This window comes from Candidatus Arsenophonus nilaparvatae (genome assembly GCF_045346035.1).
In the GTDB taxonomy this organism is placed as follows: domain Bacteria; phylum Pseudomonadota; class Gammaproteobacteria; order Enterobacterales; family Enterobacteriaceae; genus Arsenophonus; species Arsenophonus nilaparvatae.
Window position 1 is genome coordinate 1398669 of record NZ_CP158507.1, and the last position, 20583, is coordinate 1419251.

21 protein-coding genes are annotated in these 20583 nt (G+C 35.8%); 8 read left to right on the top strand and 13 right to left on the bottom strand.

Translation table 11 applies throughout. The features are described from left to right. Positions 1–334: 334 nt before the first annotated feature. On the bottom strand, positions 335–1705 hold the full coding sequence (locus tag WH390_RS06755) for a hypothetical protein (protein ID WP_032114943.1): 1371 nt from the start codon (positions 1703–1705) through the stop codon (positions 335–337). A gap of 359 nt (positions 1706–2064) precedes the next feature. On the opposite strand from WH390_RS06755, the gene WH390_RS06760 reads away from it, so the two are divergent. Then, a complete protein-coding gene (locus WH390_RS06760) occupies positions 2065–2259 on the top strand; it encodes a YegP family protein (protein WP_032114942.1) in 195 nt (64 codons plus the stop codon). A gap of 167 nt (positions 2260–2426) precedes the next feature. Continuing rightward, the gene (gene gstA, locus WH390_RS06765) at positions 2427–3041 is read left to right on the top strand and encodes a glutathione transferase GstA (protein WP_032114941.1); all 615 of its coding nucleotides are present in this window, start codon (positions 2427–2429) and stop codon (positions 3039–3041) included. A gap of 67 nt (positions 3042–3108) precedes the next feature. Here gstA and pdxY read toward each other — a convergent pair whose 3' ends face one another. The 4 genes from pdxY to anmK all read right to left on the bottom strand — a co-directional run bounded on the left by pdxY (position 3109) and on the right by anmK (position 7328). After that, positions 3109–3972 (bottom strand): pyridoxal kinase PdxY, encoded by an 864-nt coding sequence (gene pdxY, locus WH390_RS06770; protein ID WP_032114940.1) that lies wholly within the window; start codon positions 3970–3972, stop codon positions 3109–3111. Positions 3973–4135: 163 nt separating this feature from the next. After that, the gene (gene tyrS / locus WH390_RS06775) at positions 4136–5410 is read right to left on the bottom strand and encodes a tyrosine--tRNA ligase (protein WP_032114939.1); all 1275 of its coding nucleotides are present in this window, start codon (positions 5408–5410) and stop codon (positions 4136–4138) included. 116 nt (positions 5411–5526) lie between these two features. Further along, on the bottom strand, positions 5527–6180 hold the full coding sequence (pdxH, locus tag WH390_RS06780) for a pyridoxamine 5'-phosphate oxidase (protein WP_032114938.1): 654 nt from the start codon (positions 6178–6180) through the stop codon (positions 5527–5529). Between the two features lie 35 nt (positions 6181–6215). Further along, positions 6216–7328, bottom strand: coding sequence for an anhydro-N-acetylmuramic acid kinase (anmK, locus tag WH390_RS06785; RefSeq protein ID WP_032114937.1), 1113 nt, complete (start codon positions 7326–7328; stop codon positions 6216–6218). 326 nt (positions 7329–7654) lie between these two features. Between anmK and WH390_RS06790 the strand changes: the two genes are divergently transcribed. Then, positions 7655–8122: a glycine zipper 2TM domain-containing protein gene (locus tag WH390_RS06790; protein ID WP_032114936.1), complete on the top strand. Its 468-nt coding sequence runs from the start codon at positions 7655–7657 to the stop codon at positions 8120–8122. A 98-nt stretch (positions 8123–8220) separates the two neighbouring features. Here WH390_RS06790 and slyA read toward each other — a convergent pair whose 3' ends face one another. Beyond that, the gene (slyA, locus tag WH390_RS06795; protein ID WP_026823660.1) at positions 8221–8655 is read right to left on the bottom strand and encodes a transcriptional regulator SlyA; all 435 of its coding nucleotides are present in this window, start codon (positions 8653–8655) and stop codon (positions 8221–8223) included. Positions 8656–9536: 881 nt separating this feature from the next. Here slyA and gloA point away from each other — a divergent pair. Both gloA and rnt read left to right on the top strand, forming a co-directional pair. After that, positions 9537–9944, top strand: coding sequence for a lactoylglutathione lyase (gene gloA, locus WH390_RS06800; RefSeq protein ID WP_032114935.1), 408 nt, complete (start codon positions 9537–9539; stop codon positions 9942–9944). 118 nt (positions 9945–10062) lie between these two features. Beyond that, a complete protein-coding gene (gene rnt, locus WH390_RS06805; RefSeq protein WP_032114934.1) occupies positions 10063–10704 on the top strand; it encodes a ribonuclease T in 642 nt (213 codons plus the stop codon). Positions 10705–10776: 72 nt separating this feature from the next. Here rnt and WH390_RS06810 read toward each other — a convergent pair whose 3' ends face one another. Then, positions 10777–11124, bottom strand: coding sequence for a Grx4 family monothiol glutaredoxin (locus WH390_RS06810; protein ID WP_032114933.1), 348 nt, complete (start codon positions 11122–11124; stop codon positions 10777–10779). 243 nt (positions 11125–11367) lie between these two features. On the opposite strand from WH390_RS06810, the gene sodB reads away from it, so the two are divergent. Further along, positions 11368–11949, top strand: coding sequence for a superoxide dismutase [Fe] (gene sodB, locus WH390_RS06815; RefSeq protein ID WP_032114932.1), 582 nt, complete (start codon positions 11368–11370; stop codon positions 11947–11949). 224 nt (positions 11950–12173) lie between these two features. On the opposite strand, the gene WH390_RS06820 is transcribed toward sodB, so the two are convergent. Further along, complete coding sequence (locus WH390_RS06820) at positions 12174–12935, bottom strand: hypothetical protein (protein WP_032114931.1); 762 nt, start codon at positions 12933–12935, stop codon at positions 12174–12176. A 485-nt stretch (positions 12936–13420) separates the two neighbouring features. Here WH390_RS06820 and pykF point away from each other — a divergent pair, with 485 nt between their 5' ends. Both pykF and WH390_RS06830 read left to right on the top strand, forming a co-directional pair. After that, positions 13421–14833, top strand: coding sequence for a pyruvate kinase PykF (gene pykF / locus WH390_RS06825; RefSeq protein ID WP_032114930.1), 1413 nt, complete (start codon positions 13421–13423; stop codon positions 14831–14833). Between the two features lie 558 nt (positions 14834–15391). Next, positions 15392–15628, top strand: coding sequence for a major outer membrane lipoprotein (locus WH390_RS06830; RefSeq protein WP_032114929.1), 237 nt, complete (start codon positions 15392–15394; stop codon positions 15626–15628). Positions 15629–15804: 176 nt separating this feature from the next. Here WH390_RS06830 and WH390_RS06835 read toward each other — a convergent pair whose 3' ends face one another. From WH390_RS06835 to sufC, 5 genes are all read right to left on the bottom strand, one after another. After that, positions 15805–16722, bottom strand: coding sequence for a L,D-transpeptidase family protein (locus WH390_RS06835; protein ID WP_032114928.1), 918 nt, complete (start codon positions 16720–16722; stop codon positions 15805–15807). 80 nt (positions 16723–16802) lie between these two features. Beyond that, positions 16803–17231, bottom strand: coding sequence for a cysteine desulfuration protein SufE (sufE, locus tag WH390_RS06840; protein WP_032114927.1), 429 nt, complete (start codon positions 17229–17231; stop codon positions 16803–16805). A gap of 31 nt (positions 17232–17262) precedes the next feature. Further along, positions 17263–18519 carry a cysteine desulfurase SufS gene (gene sufS, locus WH390_RS06845; RefSeq protein ID WP_032114926.1) on the bottom strand — a complete coding sequence of 419 codons (1257 nt, stop codon included), beginning with the start codon at positions 18517–18519 and terminating at the stop codon, positions 17263–17265. Between the two features lies 1 nt (position 18520). Then, entirely contained in the window at positions 18521–19840 is a 1320-nt protein-coding gene (sufD, locus tag WH390_RS06850) for a Fe-S cluster assembly protein SufD (protein WP_032114925.1), read from the bottom strand. Further along, complete coding sequence (gene sufC, locus WH390_RS06855) at positions 19815–20561, bottom strand: Fe-S cluster assembly ATPase SufC (RefSeq protein ID WP_032115044.1); 747 nt, start codon at positions 20559–20561, stop codon at positions 19815–19817. Before sufC ends, sufD begins: the two co-directional genes overlap by 26 nt. Positions 20562–20583: the final 22 nt, after the last annotated feature.

Consider the following 20583-nt stretch of genomic DNA (forward strand, 5'->3'; position numbering starts at 1 on the left):
TTTTATAAACAGTAAATATATTATCTGTAGATAAATAGCTATTTATAAAATATAATTTATTTAATTATACCAATAACCAATACGACAATAAATAACATTAATAATTATAATGATATTGTATGTTATATAATAAAGGCAAAATATATATCATTGTTAACATTAAGTTAAATTAAATATGGAATATTGTATTTTAATAAAATTTCATTATTAATATTAAAAATATCGAAATTATTACTGGCTAAATATTATAAACCCGTCAATAAATAAACTTTTTAAAACTAATTGCTCTGTTATTAAAACATTATTTATAAAACGGGATTTTTTAATTTACTTATTAATAATTTTCAATAAGATAATTTGCAATTAAATCCTTGATCTGATTAGCTTCCTCTTTATGTGTTGCGATATACATAATATCAACAAACGAGGGTAGCATTGAAGTAACAATACTTTCTTTTGTTAATCCATCAATCTTATTTTCACCAGTAGCTAAACGCAATGTGTTTGCTATTGTCGTCAAGACAGTTGGCAAATGTTGTTTTGCAGGATCTTTCAACATGCAGTCTGTCAATTTTTTATCTAACAACTGATTAAATTTATTAGTTGAAAAGCCTGTATTATTTAATTCTTCTAATCCAATTTTAGGAAAATTACTCCCAATATAGGCCTTTATCAAAAATGATGATTCAATGTGATCGTGCTGACGGCTATCTTTATTAAATGTATGTACTAATTTTTCATTATCAGTCAGGCTATACTCTGAGCCTGGTTGTTGCCTGAATGCACCTGAGATTGTTTTCTTTGCTAGACATTCATTTAATCTATCACAAATTCCATCTATATTAACCCGCATAGCACAAGCGACTAACTCAGCTGGTGGTACTATCTTTGATTGATTTTTTGAACCAGAAATAGCATTCCATATAGAGCTAGCCAGGCGCGAAATAAAAGATTTTGGCGGCGCAAAAGTTTGTTCTGCCAATCGTGTTATTTCATTTCGTGCCACGGTAGTCGCAACAGATTTTTCCAAGGAAGTCAGATTATTTGTTAAATTTGTTTCTTTGTTGCTATTTAAATAGCTCGTTATTTTATCACTAGTATTATCAGAAATTGTTTCATAAATATGCTCTTCATTTTCTCCAAACGGATTATAATAAATTTCGTTCTCCATTTGTTCTCCTTCTTCTAAAGCATAATCGGAGATTTGTTCATAGATATGTTTCTCTTGTCCTACAATAGAATATCCTTCTGCATCATAGTAAACGTCATTACTAGCATATTGTTGTTTTTCAACACTATCATAAGGAGCTGCATAAGTAGGCTCCACTTTTACACCATCATTTTGATTGGTAAACTTTACTATGTCATTACCAGCATAATGAAGTTGGTTATTAGCAGCTGTTAAATTAGCTAAATTATTTTTCTCTAATGGATTGTTTGCATTTTTTGCAGCAATAAACACATTCTGTAAATGCTCTGTTATAAAGGCAGAAAATTCAGGCTTAGTTAAAGCTGCATCTTTTTCGCTAGTTAATTTACAATTATCAGATTTTACATTATTTGCAATATTTTGATGGCTGTTTTTAATACCCAAAATACTTTTGAAAACATCATATGGCTTAATCGCCATCACATCTACATCGGAATTTAGCGCTGCAAATTTAATTAACTGAACTTGTGCAATATTATTTTTATAAAAAGTCATTTTATTTCCCTATTATTTTAGACAATTCCCAATAACCATTATAAAATTAACCAGTAAAAATAAATATCATATTACGTTCAAATACTAATAATCCAAACCATGTTTATATAAGAACCAGTTATATTTGATTAACTATTAAATAACATAATAAATACTTCTATGTTATATAAAAAAATAAATATAGTTTTATTTAAATAATATATGACATTAATTTAATCTAACTGCCTATAAATTTGACAAATTTTCAAATTACTTCCATATTTATAGATGGTTAAATTAATATACTCTAGGGTGTTAAGGTTATTAAAATGTCATCCATATTCAATAAGTTATTAGCATTCTTTTCAATAGGAGCACGCATGGGTTACTATGAAATCAAAAAAAGTAGTAAAAGTACTGAGCAACCATACTACTTTGTGTTAAAAGCCGCTAATCATGAAGTTATTGCCACTAGTGAGATGTATAAAACCAAAGCCGCAGTACAAAAAGGGATTGCCTCAGTGCAAAAAAATGGTCCAACCAAACAAGTGAAGGATCTTACCAGCGAAAGCTAAGCTATTCATTATTCTTCTAAAAGCTGCAGCTATTGGCAGCTTTTTCTTTTACCTGCTCTCTCTTGCTATCTTTAGCCTGACTAAAAATAAATCCATAAAATCTTTGGCAACTGCTATGCTGTTACTTTAACCGCAATAAACCCGATCAAATCCAAAGGAAGGTCACCATGAAACTCTACTATTCTGCCGGCGCTTGTTCACTTGCCCCACATATTGTATTAAGAGAAACCGGCTTAGATTTTAGTATTGAACGGGTTGATCTAAAGAAAAAATGTACCGAAAAAGGCATTGATTTCTATACAATTAACCCTAAAGGCCAGGTACCGGTATTACAGTTAGATAACCATGATATTTTGACTGAAAATGCAGTTATTTTGCAATATATTGCCGATCAAGCCGCTGACTCAAATGATAAATTAATCGCGCCAATGGGCAGCTTGCAACGTTATCATCAGCTCGAATTGGTTAATTACATTGCAACAGAATTACATAAAGGTTTTAGTCCGATATTTTCACCTTTAACACCGGATAATTACCGTGAGATTGTGATAAAATCCTTGATCACTAAATTTAGCTATATGGAAAATTTGTTGGTTAAGCGTAAATTTATCAGCGGTGAACATTTTACTATTGCTGATGCTTATTTATTTACTATTTATCGTTGGGCTGCGGTAGTTAATATTGACCTCAGCCAATATCAACATCTAACACAGTATGTTGAAGAAAAAATTAGCCAACGTAAAAGTGTACAAGAAGCATTAACTACTGAAGGTTTAATCTGATTTTAGCTTTGTTTGTTGCTCTTCAGCTTTGATTTAGCTTGAAGAGCAATGTCCTACGATAAAATGGTTAATCAAGCTGTACCGCTTTAAAGTGATAAGCTGGATTTACCATTTTATCTTGCGCAGCAACCAGTTGTAATTCATATTTATGCATTGCTTTCGTCTTTAACACCACTTCATAAACTGCTGCCGCTACATGCTCTAATGCACTAGATAACGATTTGCCGTTTAATAAATTGACCAACATTAAGCCGCTGGTGAGATCGCCAACCCCAACCGGCTGCTGTTTACCAAAATCAATAAGTGGCCGACTGATATGCCAGCAATGCGCTTTGGTCACTAATAGCATTTCAAAACAGTCGGCATGATAACCGGCACGACTGAGATGTTTTACTAAAACCGTTTGCGGGCCTTGTTGACACAATTCTCTCGCTGCTAATAGCGCTTGTTCAACATTAGTAATTGATTTTCCAACTAATGTTTCCAGCTCTAATAGGTTAGGCGCTACTATGTCGCAGATAGGTAAAGCTTCATGACATAAAAACTCAGCCACACCCGGGGCAACAATACAGCCTTTTTCAGCATGTCCCATTACCGGATCACAGAAATAGCAAGCAGCAGGGTTACTTATTTTTATCTGTTTAACAATATCAACAATCGCTTTACCTTGTTCGGCAGAACCAATATAACCCGTCAGAGCCGCATCACAATGTTTTAATTGGTGGATCTTAGCAATTCCGTTAACAATATCTGTTAAATGTTCAGGGGGCATAACACTACCTGTCCATTGTGGATATTGTGTATGATTAGAAAATTGCACCGTATTCAGGGGCCAGACATCAATTCCCATCCGTTGCATGGGAAAAACCGCGGCACTATTACCCGCATGGCCAAAAACAACATGCGACTGAATTGATAGAACACTTTTCATATATCACTCATTTTATTTTTGATAATACTCGCTGTTACAAAACAAAGTCGTTACTTTATAAACAAGCAATTAACACATTAGTAATTAATCTAATAAATACCAATAAGTTAATCGCTATGTTAGACAAAACTTATAGTGATTAAATTTACCCTACTATGCCCCATTATTGCCAATTAACTAAGCAGTAATGTTTTTTACCACGCCTGATCAAAGAATAACGGCCAAATAGACGATCTTGCGCAGTAAAAACATATTCAGCATCAATACATTTCTTACCATTAATTGCGACCGCATTTGAGATTATCATCGTTCTTGCCTGACCACGTGACGGGACCAATTTCGCCTCGACTAATGCCTGCTGTAAATCTGCCCCTGAATTTAATTTGATCATAGGCATGCCATCTTGTGCCAACTGAGCAAAATCAGCTGCAGTTAATGCAGTAATCGTATCGGAAAATAAGCTTTCGGTGATCCGTTTGGCAGCCTGTAAGCCCTCATCGCCATGTACTAACTGGGTAACTTGCTCCGCTAATACATACTGTGCTCGTGGGGCTTTACCACTGTTTTGATCCTCACTTTGCAAGGCGTCAATTTCTTCAATTGGCATAAAGGTAAAAAACTTAAGAAAACGGTACACATCCGCATCAGCAGTATTAACCCAAAATTGATAAAACTTATATGGGCTGGTTTTTTGCGGATCTAACCAAACCGCCCCCGCTTCGGTCTTGCCAAATTTAGTTCCATCAGATTTAGTAATTAACGGCACCGTCAAACCAAAAACCTGTTTTTGATGTAAACGTCGTGTGAGATCAATGCCTGAAGTAATATTGCCCCATTGATCAGAGCCGCCTATCTGTAATTCAACATTATGTTGGTGACAAAGGTTGGCAAAATCATAAGACTGAAGCAAATTATAGGAGAACTCAGTAAAAGAGATGCCTGCATCATCGCGCTCAAGTCGTTGTTTAACAGCTTCTTTATTGATCATTTGATTAACAGAAAAATGTTTACCGATATCGCGCAAGAAGGTCAAGACATCCATTTGACCAAACCAATCATAATTATTAACTACCTTGGCACTATTTTTACCACAATCAAAATCAAGAAATGGCGAAACCTGTTGACGAATTTTTTCTACCCATTGCTGCACTGTTTCATTGGTATTTAATTTACGCTCAGTGGCTTTAAAACTTGGATCACCAATTAAACCTGTCGCCCCACCCACTAAAGCTACTGGTTGATGTCCCATTTGCTGGAAACGCTTTAAACATAGCAAAGGAACCAAATGCCCTAAGTGCAAGCTATCAGCGGTTGGATCAAATCCACAATAGAGCGCTACTGATCCCTGGGACAGTTTCTCTATTAATGCCTTTTCATCCGTCAGCTGAGCTATTAAACCCCGCTCTTGCAATTGTTCAATTAGGTTCTTGCTAACCATCAATAACTCCATCAATTTTTTTATTTCGTCGATTTTGTGGATAAATATAATATAAATAAGCGCAATAGAATAAAACGCGAGTCAAATAAGTGCCAGTTAAAAATCATTTTTTCCGTTTATGGCGCCAAGCGATCAATTTGCCAATGGTCATGTTGCCATTGATACAAAAATCGATCATGTAACCGTTTAGTGCCACCTTGCCAAAATTCAACACTGTTAAATCTGACGCGATAGCCGCCCCAAAAACTAGGTAAGGGAATTTCACCATTTTTAAATTTTTGTTTTAATTCAAAAAATTTATTTTCTAATAGACTTCTAGCCGAAATTTTTGCCGATTGTTGTGAAGCCCAGGCCGCTATTTGACTATCTTTTGGTCGACTATGAAAATATTTTATTACCTCAAGTGGAGTGAGTTTTTCTGCCTCACCCAAGAAGCAAACCTGACGCTCTAACTGATACCAGGGAAATAGTAAACTGACTTTATTGTTATGAGCGATATGTTGTGCCTTACGAATAGATAAATTAGTATAAAATATTAGTCCATTTTTATCATAATGTTTAAGTAATACAATGCGTTGGTATGGTTGTCCATCGCTGTCTACGGTTGCAACAGACATGGCTGTTGGATCGGCTAATTTTGCTTCATAAGCCTGCTTTAACCAACGCTCAAACAATACTAATGGCTGGTCGGTTAAATCCTTACGTCTTAAACCACCTTGGGTATATTCCCGTCTTAAACTAGCAATATCCAACTGAATTTTTTCTACCATTTTTTTGCCTCTGTCTTGTTACGATAGATATCATGTTATTCACTATTGGCCGGATAAATTGCGCCTAATACTGTTTCCTGGTTAGCGCCAGTAACAGAGGGTAAATTGCCTGGCAAACCCGATAAGGTACGAGCCGCCAGCCAAGCAAAAGCCAAAGCTTCAACATTATCTCCACTCAAACCATATTTATCTGTTGATGCCACCACAATATTGGTTAACAATTCGCTTAACCTTGCCATAAGATAGCTATTTTTAGCTCCTCCACCACAAACCAACAAACAATCCGCTTTGTCATAAAGCAAAACCTGATCAACGATTGAACAGATGGTTAATTCTGCCAAAGTGGCCTGTACATCCTGGGCTGATAAATTTAAGTACGATGTCAAATATTTTTGTAACCAAGCAGAATTGAAATATTCTCTACCTGTACTTTTGGGCGCTGGCCGCTTGAAATAGGGATCCGCTAGCATTTCAGTCAGCAGCGACTTATTAACCCGCCCTGAGCGCGCCCAATCGCCGTTATTATCATAAGGTTTATTTAAATGTTGATTGGCCCAGATATCCAACAGAATATTTCCAGGTCCGGTATCATAGCCTTTAATTATTGAATTCCCAAATAAAGTAGTGAGATTAGCGATGCCACCAATATTTAAAATAATACGATTTTGATCAGGATGACTAAGCACCTTGTGATGAAAAGCAGGTACTAAAGGTGCACCTTGCCCACCATACGCCATATCTCTACGACGAAAATCGCCTACTACGGTGATGTTAGTTAACGCAACAATTCTATTATTATCGCCTAATTGCAGAGTAAAAGGCCGTTGGCCAGTAGGTTGGTGCCAAACTGTTTGCCCATGACACCCTATCGCGGTAATATCTGTGGCCGATAATAATTGCTGTTTTAATAGGTTATTGATCGCTTCACCATATAACGAGCCGAGCTGATAATCAATTTCACCTATTGTTGCTAAGGTGACCGCTTGACCTTGACATATAGATAAGACTTGATTTTTTAATTCAGTGGGAAAAGGAAAGGAAATCGCACCTAGCTGAATCACATTTTTATCATCAATCTCTGCCAAAACAACATCAACCCCATCGAGACTGGTACCTGACATTACTCCTATATAGCGACCTACTTTCATGTTTGACCTCTGATTATTTTATTTATACTTCGTTTTAGTCATTCAATATACTTATTGGCATAGTTTTTCACTTAAAACATTTAACTCATTGAAATAAAATAAAAAAACGACAGTTTAAAAATATTTAAATTAAAAATAAATTAATTAAGCTGAATTTATTACTTTAAGAAAAAATTATTAATGTTTAGACTATATTTAGATTGTAGAAAGTAAATTAATTTTACTATTTGTCTGATTATCCAGTTCGTTTATATACAATAAATTATGATATTTGTGTATTCATGATTATTATTACACGGTAAATCAGATTTCCAAAAGGAGTAATCATGTTAAAGCAAGTTCTCGTCGGTATTTTTACAGTAACAGCTTTATCGGGCTGTATAAATACAGGTAGTCTTTCTGGGGACACTTATACCGCATCTCAAGCTAAACAAGTACAAACTGTGAATTATGGTACCGTTACTCGCGTAACCCCGGTTAATATTCAAGCTGGTGGTGACGAAAACATCATAGGAGCACTGGGTGGTGCTGTTCTGGGTGGGTTATTGGGTAATACGGTTGGTGGGGGCACAGGAAAAACCCTTGCAACGGCAGCCGGTGCGATCGCCGGTGGTGTTGCCGGTCAGAATGTTCAAGGAGCACTTAACAAAACAAAAGGCGTTCAACTGGAAATCAGGTTGGATAATGGCCGAATTATCTCTGTGGTGCAAAAAGGTGATCCAAACAGCTTCCGTAATGGCCAGCGTGTATCTATTATAGGTAGTGGAAATAACATTACTGTTTCACCTCGTTAATTCAACTTAAATAGCATACGCGACTAGATTTAGATAATTAGCCGCGTATGCATTATATTATAACGCCATTTGTTCTTTTTTTATTACGCTATCATTTATTACGAATGATTATGTAACCGAATAATATTTTGCTCGAGTTTTAATATCAATGAATAAAGTGTATTTAATTCATCATGTGTAATACCTCCTAATATCTCCTTTCGGGTTTTTTCAATTACATCATCAACCTGTTTAATAAATGGCATCGATTCTTCTGTTAATTTAATTCTTTTTGCTCGTCTATCGTTGACACAGGTGTGACGCGTGATCAATTTCTTTTCTTCTAATTGATCGAGAGTTCTAACTAGCGATGGTTGTTCAATACCTATTGCTTTAGCCAATTGAATTTGTGATTGATCAGGTGGTAACTGGCTAATGTTATATAAGGTTACCCAATGAGTTTGGGTGAGCTTTAATGGTTTCAGACGATGATCAATCAATGCCCGCCAGACTCGAACTAAACGCGCAAGATCAGTTCCTATTTTTGATTCCAATTGTTCCTCCTTAAAAATAGAATACCATCTACATCTATAATTATTAAATTGCCAATTAATATCCCAGAAACATATATCCATTTCTATTCACTAAGATATTAATATAGAAATGGGTAAAGATTTAAATTTATATTTAGCATAATAATATATAAACTTATATTTCATTATTAGTATATTAAGTTGACTTAATTAGTGTTCTAATCATTACCCACTTATTTACTATATAAAACAAAAGGCTATTAGTTAAATATCCTTATAAGAATAGCCTTCATCTAAATTCTATTCTATATGTTTTTATATTAATATTATTTTTAATTTGCAAAAAATAGACAATAAAAAATAAAAATCATTATAAAACAAGTTATTATAAATATTCTTAAAAGCATTTATTCAGCTATACTTAGATACTAAGTCTATATTGATTTTTAATAAATTACCTGAAAGTTGAAAAAAACTAATAAAACAACATTATATCTTAAATAAATAATACCAAATAAAATAAGCTAATAAGTCAACAAATAATTTAAAAATAAAAATTATAGCAAGGTAATAAATTAATACATCGACTATTAGCAATAATAAAAAAACAATTGTTATGCATTACTAATGCATAACTTGTAAATGAAAAATATCCGTTCCGTTTACAATATTATGATAACAAATAGCTTATAACAACATCAGCGATTAGTTATAATTGAATAGCTACTATAAAGTTAACTGAACGATATTTTCAAGCCGTCAACAGTTGACACTAAAGTAACGCAATCAATTATATTGTAAATTTTAATTAATAAACCAACTATATAAATTGAAATAATAGTCATGTTCACGTTATATTAATATCAGTAATGAATGGTTTTTAAACTTAAAAAGAGGCTTATATGCGCTTACTTCATACCATGTTACGGGTTGGCGATCTGCAACGCTCAATTCATTTTTATACTGAAATATTAGGTATGCGTCTATTACGCACAAGTGAAAATCCTACATACAAATACTCCCTCGCCTTTGTCGGCTTTGATGATGAAAGTAAAGGTGCCGTAATCGAATTAACCTATAATTGGGGTGTTGAGCATTACCAGATGGGTACCGCCTTTGGTCACATTGCATTAGGTGTTGATAACGTTGCAGATACCTGTAGTAGCATAAGGCGAGCAGGCGGCAAGGTGACGCGCGAAGCAGGCCCCGTAAAAGGTGGCTCAACGATTATTGCATTTGTGGAAGATCCTGATGGCTATCAAATTGAATTGATTGAAAATAAAAATGCCAGTAATGCTTTAGGTAACTGACGCTTTTTGTCATTGATCGAGCATCTATCCATACATTTTCTATACTTAAGCCAATTTTATGCATTTTAGCCAAAATTTGGCATAATATCTTTATTCTCAAGTATAAAGTCTTAAGCAAATGTCTAATAAAAAAAATGGTGTTAACACGCTGGCAAAGCGTTTTCGAGGTTATTATCCTGTCGTTATCGATGTAGAAACTGGTGGGTTTAATGCACAACAAGATGCGCTATTAGAAGTTGCGGCTATGACGCTAAAAATGGATCAAGGGGGTTGGTTAGAGATTGATGAAAAACTCCATTTCCATGTTGAACCTTTTGCAGGAGCAAATATAGAAGCAACTGCACTAGCTTTCACTGGCATCGACCCAACTAATCCTTTACGTAACGCTGTCGATGAGTATACCGCTTTACATGCAATTTTTAAGATGGTTAGAAAAGGCATTAAAAATAATGATTGCAATCGGGCAATTATTGTTGCCCACAATGCCAATTTTGATCATAGTTTTATCATGGCTGCCGCTCAACGAGCAAATCTGAAACGTAATCCGTTCCACCCTTTTGCGACTTTCGATACCGCAACCCTCAGCGGGCTGGTTTTTGGTCAAACAATTTTAGCTAAAGCTTGTTATACCGCAGGGATCCCTTTTGATGGTAAACAGGCACATGGTGCTCTTTACGACACCGATAGAACGGCATTACTGTTTTGTGAAATCGTCAATAAATGGAAAAAATTAGGTGGCTGGCCATTAATAACCGATTAATGATCAAAGGCAGTGGTAACGCATAATTTTACTGCCTTCTAATTAACTATTTATTTTGTAAGGGTTATTTAGCTACTCAATGCCAGGCTGTTCTGAAGTGCGATATTTATCGGCAGTGGCGGTGATCAATTCCTGTAATTTACCCTGCTGATACATTTCAATAATGATATCGCAACCGCCAATTAGCTCACCATCAACCCATAACTGAGGAAATGTTGGCCAGTTTGCATACTTAGGTAACTCACTACGAATATCAGGGTTTTGCAAAATATCTACATAAGCAAAACGTTCACCACAAGCAGAAAGAGCTTGAACCGCCTGGGCAGAGAAACCACAGCTTGGAAATTTAGGTGAGCCTTTCATGTATAAAAGAATTGGATTTTCTTTTACCTGGCGTTCAATTTTTTCTATTGTCGTCATTGTTACTTCCTTAAAAACTAAATCTATTATTTTGCACTAAGCGAACATAACATTGATATAGAATACCATTTTCTATCAATACTTGATAACCCTTTGCTGCTATCTTTATTATGTTCCAATCGTATTTAATAAAAATTGATTAACATAATTATTAAGTTATCTATATAAAAATGATAATTTCAATATGTTTATATTTTGTATTTATCAACTGGTTGCGCGATACGAATAAAAAAGGAGTCTGCAATGTCTTTCCAATTACCACCATTACCTTATGCTAAAAATGCTTTAGAGCCCCATATTTCTCAAGAAACGTTAGAATACCATTATGGCAAACACCATAGCACTTATGTCAATAATCTAAATAATTTAATTAAAGGGACTAACTTTGAGGGTAAATCATTAGAAGAAATTATAACAACTGCACAAGGAGGCATTTTTAATAATGCTGCCCAAGTCTGGAACCATACCTTTTATTGGCACTGCTTAGCGCCTAATGCCGGTGGCGAACCAACAGGTAAAATAGCTGAGGTCATTAATCAACATTTTGCCGATTTTGAAAAATTTAAGCAGCAGTTTACCGATGCGGCGATCAAAAATTTTGGTTCAGGCTGGACATGGTTAGTCAAACAGACAAATGGAAAGCTTTCCATCGTCAATACTTCTAATGCCGCAACACCAGTCAGCGGTGATGATAAACCATTACTGACTGTTGATATATGGGAGCATGCTTACTACATTGATTATCGTAATGCACGGGCAGAATATTTGATAAACTTTTGGTCGCTGGTTAACTGGCAATTTGTCGAACAAAATTTGTTGTCATAATTTATTGGATTTTATGTAAAAAAGTGCTAACGGTTAAGCAGCCATAACAGACTCCAGGCTATGGCTGTTATTAAATATTGTCACGAACAGTAATTACATAATTAATATTAAATAACATCGTAAATTACATTATTTATAATACTGGGTTAATAAATAAACGAATTTTATCATTGATCTAGCCGCTACATCACTGTGAGTTTTTCTCTTAATTAGTTGTCTATTGCTCAGTTAATTGATGGATCATCATCTTCAGTTGGCGCTCTAACTAAAGAAATGCTTTCATTTGATATTTCAGCTTCATCATTAACAGTAAGCGCTGAATTTTCCCTTAAAGTTGCCCGATATTCGGCTGCTCTTATGGCAGGAAGATTGGCTTCTTCAAAGTCTTCTTGCTCTCTTTGTGCTAGCAACCTATCAAAGTCATCAACATTGAGAGTAGAATTTGTACTATTTTCGTGCATATTTAACAATGAAAATACATTTCTTGCTGCTGACTGAGAGGCTTGCCCTTGCTCTAATTGAGTTATATATTGGCTAAGATCCTGAAATTGTTCTGTAGAGGCTCTTTCTAATTCAGGTAACTCAAAATTGCGCTCACTGAGCGGTGAAAGGCTATGATGAACAGCATTCCCACTAGCACTTAGAAAAGTCTCTGATAGCGAATAAATCGAAATTTCAGGATCGACATCGATAGCCCTGCTCAACGTCATATTCGGTACTCGTTGATCATCATCAGATCTAATATTAGTACATTGCATTGATAACGTTCGGTGGTTTGTACTTGTCGATTGCGCCGTACCCAAACCTGTTCCGTTATTGATTGCGGCCGACTGCCACTGGATATGATTATTACTAACTGTTCGGATTTGCTGTCCTAGTTGGGCGCCAATTGGTTGCGATGAAGAAATAGTAATATCACCCACCTCACCAATCTGAATAGCTGTTACGCGGTTATGCGATTGAGTATGATTAATCTGATTAAACATCAATATCCTCCTTGATTTACTTATAAATATTTAGCTAAATCCAATTTTAAAAAATTAAATATCAAATATTTTCTTTTATTTAAGATGTAATAATGTTATTCCCTTTCCAGTATACAAATAAACAGTTAGTTTATCAGTCAAATTTTATCATTTCAGATAAAATCCAACGGCACTGTTATCTGCTAGTAAATATTGTGGTGATTAGCATATGTTTATATTGGTTTCTCGTTGATAGCATGAATAGTAATAACCACAATATCATAATAAGTTATATATCATTCAAATGATGCAACTGACAATATAGTGGCCAGTTGCAATAATAAGGCATGATATTTATACTTGTGCCACTTACTTTATCTTTTATTAAATACCAGTGGATTTTTAGCTATTCGTTACGGCGTATAACCTATATCAAAACAAAAACCTGATATAAACACCGCAATTAATTAATAAAATACTGCTATAAAACCTGTAGATTAATTGTCATGAAAAAAACCAAAATTGTTTGTACTATCGGCCCTAAAACTGAATCTGAAGAAAAACTCTCGCAATTACTTAATGCTGGCATGAATGTCATGCGGCTAAATTTCTCACATGGTGATCATGAAGAACATGGTCAACGCATTAAAAATCTACGTGCTGTCTGTAGCCAAAAAAACCAACAGGCTGCGATATTATTAGATACAAAAGGGCCAGAGATCCGCACAATGCGGCTTAAAGATGGCAACGATGTATCGCTAATCGCTGGACAAAATTTTACCTTTACCACCGACACCTCAGTGATTGGTAATCAAGATCGGGTTGCTGTGACCTACACCGGTTTACCTGATGATCTTAAACCAGGTAATACTATTCTGGTTGATGATGGCTTAATTGGTATGAAAGTTTTATCCGTTACCGCTAGTGATGTCATCTGTCGAGTACTTAATAATGGCGATTTAGGTGAAAATAAAGGCGTTAATTTACCTGGCGTTTCAATTGGCTTGCCGGCACTGGCGGAAAAAGATAAACAAGATCTGATTTTTGGTTGCCAGCAAGGCGTTGATTTTGTTGCTGCTTCCTTTATCCGTAAACGCGCTGATGTAGAAGAAATCCGCGCCCATCTAGCCCAGCATGGTGGTAAAAATATCCAAATAATCTCTAAAATTGAGAATCAAGAAGGATTAAATAACTTCGATGAAATTTTAGAAGCCTCTGATGGGATCATGGTAGCACGCGGTGATCTTGGCGTCGAGATCCCAGTCGAAGAAGTTATCTTTGCGCAAAAAATGATGATCGAAAAATGCGTAGCTGCCCGTAAAATTGTCATTACGGCCACCCAAATGTTAGATTCGATGATCAAAAATCCCCGCCCTACTCGTGCTGAAGCCGGTGATGTTGCTAATGCTATTTTGGACGGTACAGATGCCGTTATGCTATCTGGTGAAAGCGCGAAAGGAAAATATCCTATCGAAGCGGTAAAAATTATGGCGACTATTTGCGATCGTACCGATCGTGTTATGCCAAGCCGCATTGATGATAGTAAAATAAACCAAAAATTACGCATTACTGAAGCAGTTTGTCGCGGTGCGGTTGAAATGGCGGAAAAGTTAAACTCTCAATTGATTATTGTGGCAACCTATGGCGGTAAATCAGCAAAATCAGTACGTAAATATTTTCCAACAGCACCGATCCTTGCTTTAACAACTAATGAAGAAACTGCCCGTCAATTATTATTAGTTAAGGGCGTTATTCCGCAATTAGTCAAAGAAATTGCCTCTACAGACGATTTCTATCGTATTGGTAAACAAGTTGCCTTAGCTAATAATATGGCCGAAAAAGGTGAAGTTGTTGTTATGGTTTCAGGTGCATTAGTACCAAGTGGTACAACAAATACCTCATCTGTCCATATTTTATAATTCTATTAGCCAGAATAAATTCCTCCAAATAAAATAGCGGGGAATTTATTTTTTCTTTTTTTAATAAAGAAAATTAGAGCGCTAATATCTAATATTGGTAATTTATAATCAAAAACCTATTAATCATTTTAGCCATTGAGCATTTATTTAAGACACATTCTATTAGCCAAAAATTAATATTTTCAGCTCAAAAGATCATAATCGACATGTTATTTAAAAAATAACTGTTATCACGTTAATTTTATTTTATTTCTATAGGAAAAAATAATTGATAAAATAACGCTATGAGATAATTAAAAATTGCCGCCTACTGAAGCAAAACGAACAAAAAACAAACAAATTTATTCTCTTTTCTTAATTTTATTAAGCAACTTGTCAGATTTTAAGTAGAAAATATTCTAATTAAGTACTAGCATAAGAATAAGTAAGTATTCTGCCTGAATTTGAAAAAGATCTAATAATTCAAAGTTAGAGACAGAAATTTATTCTCTGTTTTACCAGGAATGTGCAATACTTACCTTGCTACTTGGAGATTAACTAAATCTAGAGGGTAATATAATGAAGCGTACTAAAGTTTTACTGGGCTCTATCGTTCTGGCTTCTGCTTTACTAGCAGGCTGTTCAAACAGTAGCCAAATTAACAAACTGTCCTCAGATGTACAAACGTTAAACGGTAAAGTCGATCAACTATCCAATGACGTTCAGTCATTACGTACTGATGTTCAGACTGCTAAAGATGAAGCTGCTCGTGCTAATCAACGTTTGGATAATCAAGTTCGTAGATATAAAAAGTAATCCAGTTGCATTTAACGGATCACTCGATATACTAATATAAGGCACCCGATGGGTGCCTTATTATTTATTACATACAACTAATTTTTAATAATACCATTATCTGATTATTAATAAATTCACTATTTCTTATAAAATAAAGTAAATCTACTCATAATTCATCACCGTCTAATATTAACTTAGCTCTTATTTACCCTAACCGGCATTCCTGAGCGACGTGCTACGGCTTGAGCAACTAATCTCTGATCAATACCAGGTTGTTGTAAAAATGCCTTAAACTCATTGCTATACACTAATGGCATCGTTTGCGGATCATCAGATTCACGTTTAGATAATGGTTGGTGAACTTCGATGTAATAGCTTCCATCTGGCTCTTTAGAATACTTAATCGGTTCATTAATTACCTGTACACGAGTTCCTACCGGTATAGAGTAGAATAATGCTTGTATATCCTCAGGTCTTAAACGAATACAACCGGAACTAACACGTAATCCAATACCAAAATTGGCATTAGTACCATGGATCAAATATTGTCCCTTACCATAAGATAATCGCAAGGCATAAAGCCCCATAGGATTATCAGGCCCAGCAGGAAATACCGCCGGCAAAATAACGCCATCGGCAGCATAACGTTTACGGATATTCGGCGTTGGTGTCCAGGTTGGATTTTTAATTAATTGACTAACAGTCGTCACCATTTTAGGCGTATTGGCGCCCAATTGGCCGATACCAATAGGGTAAACCATGACTTTATTGCTTCCTTTAGGAAAATAATACAGTCGCAATTCGGCTAAATTAACGATGATACCATCACGCTTAGTCGCAGGTAATAACATTTGCGATGGAATAATCAATGTTTTACCCGCTTTAGGTAAATATGGATCGGTTCCTGGATTAGCTTCCAACATACCCAGCAAACCTATCTGAAATTCACTTGCAATAGCTTCCAGTGGACGCCCATCATTAGGCACCACATAATGACTATTTTCACCAATTAAGCGTGCTGTAGTGGATGGCAAGGAGTATTCAGCAGCACTGACATTGAAAGTCAGCCCGCTTAAAAACAACAAGCCGATAAAAAATAGAATTCTCTTCATACTTTTTCCTCCTAAGGAACGTACAAAGTTTATCGGATGAATAAGCGTCACTTTAATAATATCAGTAGTTAACTAAATGTTTAAGTGCTTGATTGGATAATTTTTTCGGCTCGCTGACGGATTGTTCTGATCATAGCATGCAATCCCTGGCTTCTTGATGGTGTTAAATGCTGCTCCAATGACAACTTTTGAAAAAATGTTTTGCTATCTGTGGTCAAAATTTGTTGTCCGGTTTTATTTTGAAAAATAATTATTACTAATGCAATCAAGCCCTTAACTATAGCAGCATCGCTGTCACCAGCAAATTGGATCTTACCGTCACTATCTGTCTCCATAACAATCCAAACCTGGCTTTGACAACCTGAGACCTGATTTTTCATTTGTTTTTGTCTATCGCTAAGAGGTAATAATTTTTCCCCTAATTCAATTAAATAAAGATATCGCTCTTCCCAGTTTTGACAACGTGAAAAATTATGCAACAATTTATTCTCATCAGGCAAGGCTGACATCATTCTACCCTTATATGTACTTTAAAACAGATTAAGCTAGTAATTTTTCAATATGTTGTAGTTTTTCAACCAAAATATCAATCTCTTCTTTAGTAGTATAAACCGCTAACGAAGCTCGACACATAGCTGGTACTTGATAAAAATCCATCAATGGCAACGCACAATGGTGGCCTGTCCGTATTGCAATCGCATAATTATCTAAAAAACTACCGACATCATAAGCATGATGCTCACCTAAATTGAAGGCAATAACTCCCTGGCGCTCATCTGAGCCGTAAAGACGCAAAGAGTTTACCGTACTTAAACGCTGATTGGCATACTGCATTAATGCGGTTTCATGAGCAGATATTTGTTGATAACCAATATTATTAACATAATGTAAAGCCTCACCTAAACCAATAATGCCAACAATATTGGGTGTGCCTGCTTCAAATCGCCATGGCGCCTTTTCATAAGTGATATTTATTATTGCTGGCTCAGATAACGTCATACTCACTTTATCAATCATGGCTCCTCCACCTTGCCAAGGTGGTAAAGCATTTAATAATGCCTTTTTGCCATATAAAACACCAATACCAGTAGGTCCATACAGTTTGTGACCGGAAAAAACATAAAAATCACAATCTAAATCTTGGACATCAATCATTTGGTGCATAATACTTTGCGCACCATCAAGCAAAATATGCAATTGTGCTGCTTTTTGCTCTGCACATTGGCGCGCATAGGCAATAATCTGTTTTGCTGGATTAACGGTTCCCAAAACATTCGACATGTGGGTAAAAGAGAGTAACCGAGTCCGGCTATCGATTAGCCTATCTAATTGTTCAAAAATTAATTTCCCATCATTATCAATAGGTAATATACGAATATCAAAACCAATCTGGCCTGCAAGCAGATGCCAAGGAACTATATTAGCATGATGTTCCATTTGGCTAATGATAATATTATCGCCTGGTTTGATAAAACCATGTCCATAACTATTAGCAATTAAATTTATGCCTTCCGTTGTTCCTTTAACAAAAACAATTTCTTCAGAATCAGCTGCATGAATAAAATCAGCGACTTGCTGACGAACATTTTCCACCATCGCCGTGGCTTCACTACTCAAGCGATGGATCCCTCGGTGTACCGCCGCATAGTGATGACAAAGAAATTGCCTTTCCTTTTCTATCACTTGGAGCGGTTTTTGCGCACTGGCAGCACTATCCAAATAAACCAACGGTTGATCGTTGATTTTTTTTGCCAGCATAGGAAAATCTTTGCGAATGGATGCCACTGAAAATGTCATATTAAATCCCTGCCAAGCGCTGCTGAATAATATCCATTACCTTGTTACTTACAGCTTCACTATCAATAGCTTCGATGACTTCAGCTGCAAAGGCCACCATAATCATATGTTTTGCATCATTGAGATGAATACCCCGGGAACGTAAATAAAACAGCTGTTCATCATCAATCCGGCCTACTGTAGCGCCATGACTACACTTAACATCATCAGCATAAATTTCTAACTGCGGTTTGGTGTCAATTTCGGCTTGTTTACCTAATAACAAATTATTATTTGTCATTTGGCCATCGGTTTTAAGTGCCTGTGGCGCAACTTTAATCATACCATTAAAAACAGCTTTACTTTCATCCTGCACGATCGTTTTATGCAACTGGCGACTTTCACAAAATGGCTGATTATGTTCAAGATAAGTTCTGGTATCAACAATTTCTCTATTTTGTGGCAACAATAAGCTATTGAGTGTTAATCTGCTACCCGCTCCATTTAATTTCACACTGGTATGATGGCGAAGTAATGCTGAGCCGATAAAAATACCACTACTGTTTATTTGACTATCTCGACCTGACAAGATGTCATTATGGGCAAAATGGTGACTTTGATTGTTTTCAACGCTAAGTTTAATATGACTAAAATGACTATTATCACCTATATTAGCGGTCAATCGACTGCCCCTCAGATGCGGCTTATCATCAACAGAAACAAAATGTTCAATAACTTGCGATTTGCAATTGGCACCAATCTCTAAATGATAACGATAGTGACTAGTATTAACATAATTATGGTGATTTGAACCAGAGGTAATATTCAATATATAGAGCGGTTTTTTTACCTGTTGATTAGCGGCCAATTTAATCATTAAGGGTTGAGCGGCCAGACTCTCAGTTAAATACAGGAATATTTCATCGGTCACGATAGGCGCTGGAAGCTGTGCTTGCGCATCCATCATTTGAATTTGATAAGGGCCAAAGTTATCACTACTTAAGCCAGGGATAAGACATCCATCAAACAAAACAATTCGCCAGCCGTCAAGGGAGATAGCCAGCTGTTTTAATTGCTCAGCAGTAATTGTGTTAACTTTATCACTATTTAACTGGTATTGAGCGTTAAGTACTTTTGCCAACGGCGTATAATGCCACTCTTCATGGCGAAATGGCGGAAAACCAATTTTCTCTACCTGCTGCCAATAGGCCTGAGCTTGTTTTTCATTTGCTCTTTTACTGGCATAAAAAAGTGTCGCAAAGCTTTTTAGCGCCTGTTGATTTAACTTTGTGACTTGCTGCTGTTTTTCTGCTCTTTCACTGTTGGTCAATAAGCCAGCCATAGCCTTGTACCTCCAGTTTTTTGGCCAAGGTAAAATCACCTGATTGAATAATTTTACCTTGATGGAGAACATGAACAAAATCAGGCTGTACATAATCCAAAATACGCTGATAGTGAGTAACGATGATAAAAGCTCTTTCAGTGCTACGAAGTGAGTTCACGCCATTAGCCACAACTTTTAAGGCATCAATATCAAGACCCGAGTCGGTTTCATCTAAAATACATAACTCAGGCTCTAACGCTGCCATCTGTAAAATATCATTACGCTTTTTTTCTCCACCAGAGAAACCGACATTTACTGATCGAGTAAGTAAATCTTTCGGCATATCAAGTAGTTCAATTTTATCTTCAATAAAATCCTGAAAATCAAATCTATCTAGTGGTGGCTGCTTACGATACTCTCTTACTGCATTAACCGAGGTTTGTAAGAAAAATTGATTACTTACGCCAGGAATTTCCACTGGATATTGAAAGGCTAAAAATATACCTTCTCCTGCACGTTCTTCCGGCGATAACTCAAGCAAATTTTTATTTTTGAATAGAATTTCACCCTGTTCTACTTGATATTCTTCACGTCCTGCCAGTGTCGCTGATAATGTACTCTTGCCTGATCCATTAGGCCCCATGATTGCATGTACTTCACCCGCTTTTACTTCTAGATTTAATCCGTTGAGGATTTGATTACCTTCAATACTGACATTTAAATTTTTAACACTTAACATTTCATTGGCCTTTGAATAACTG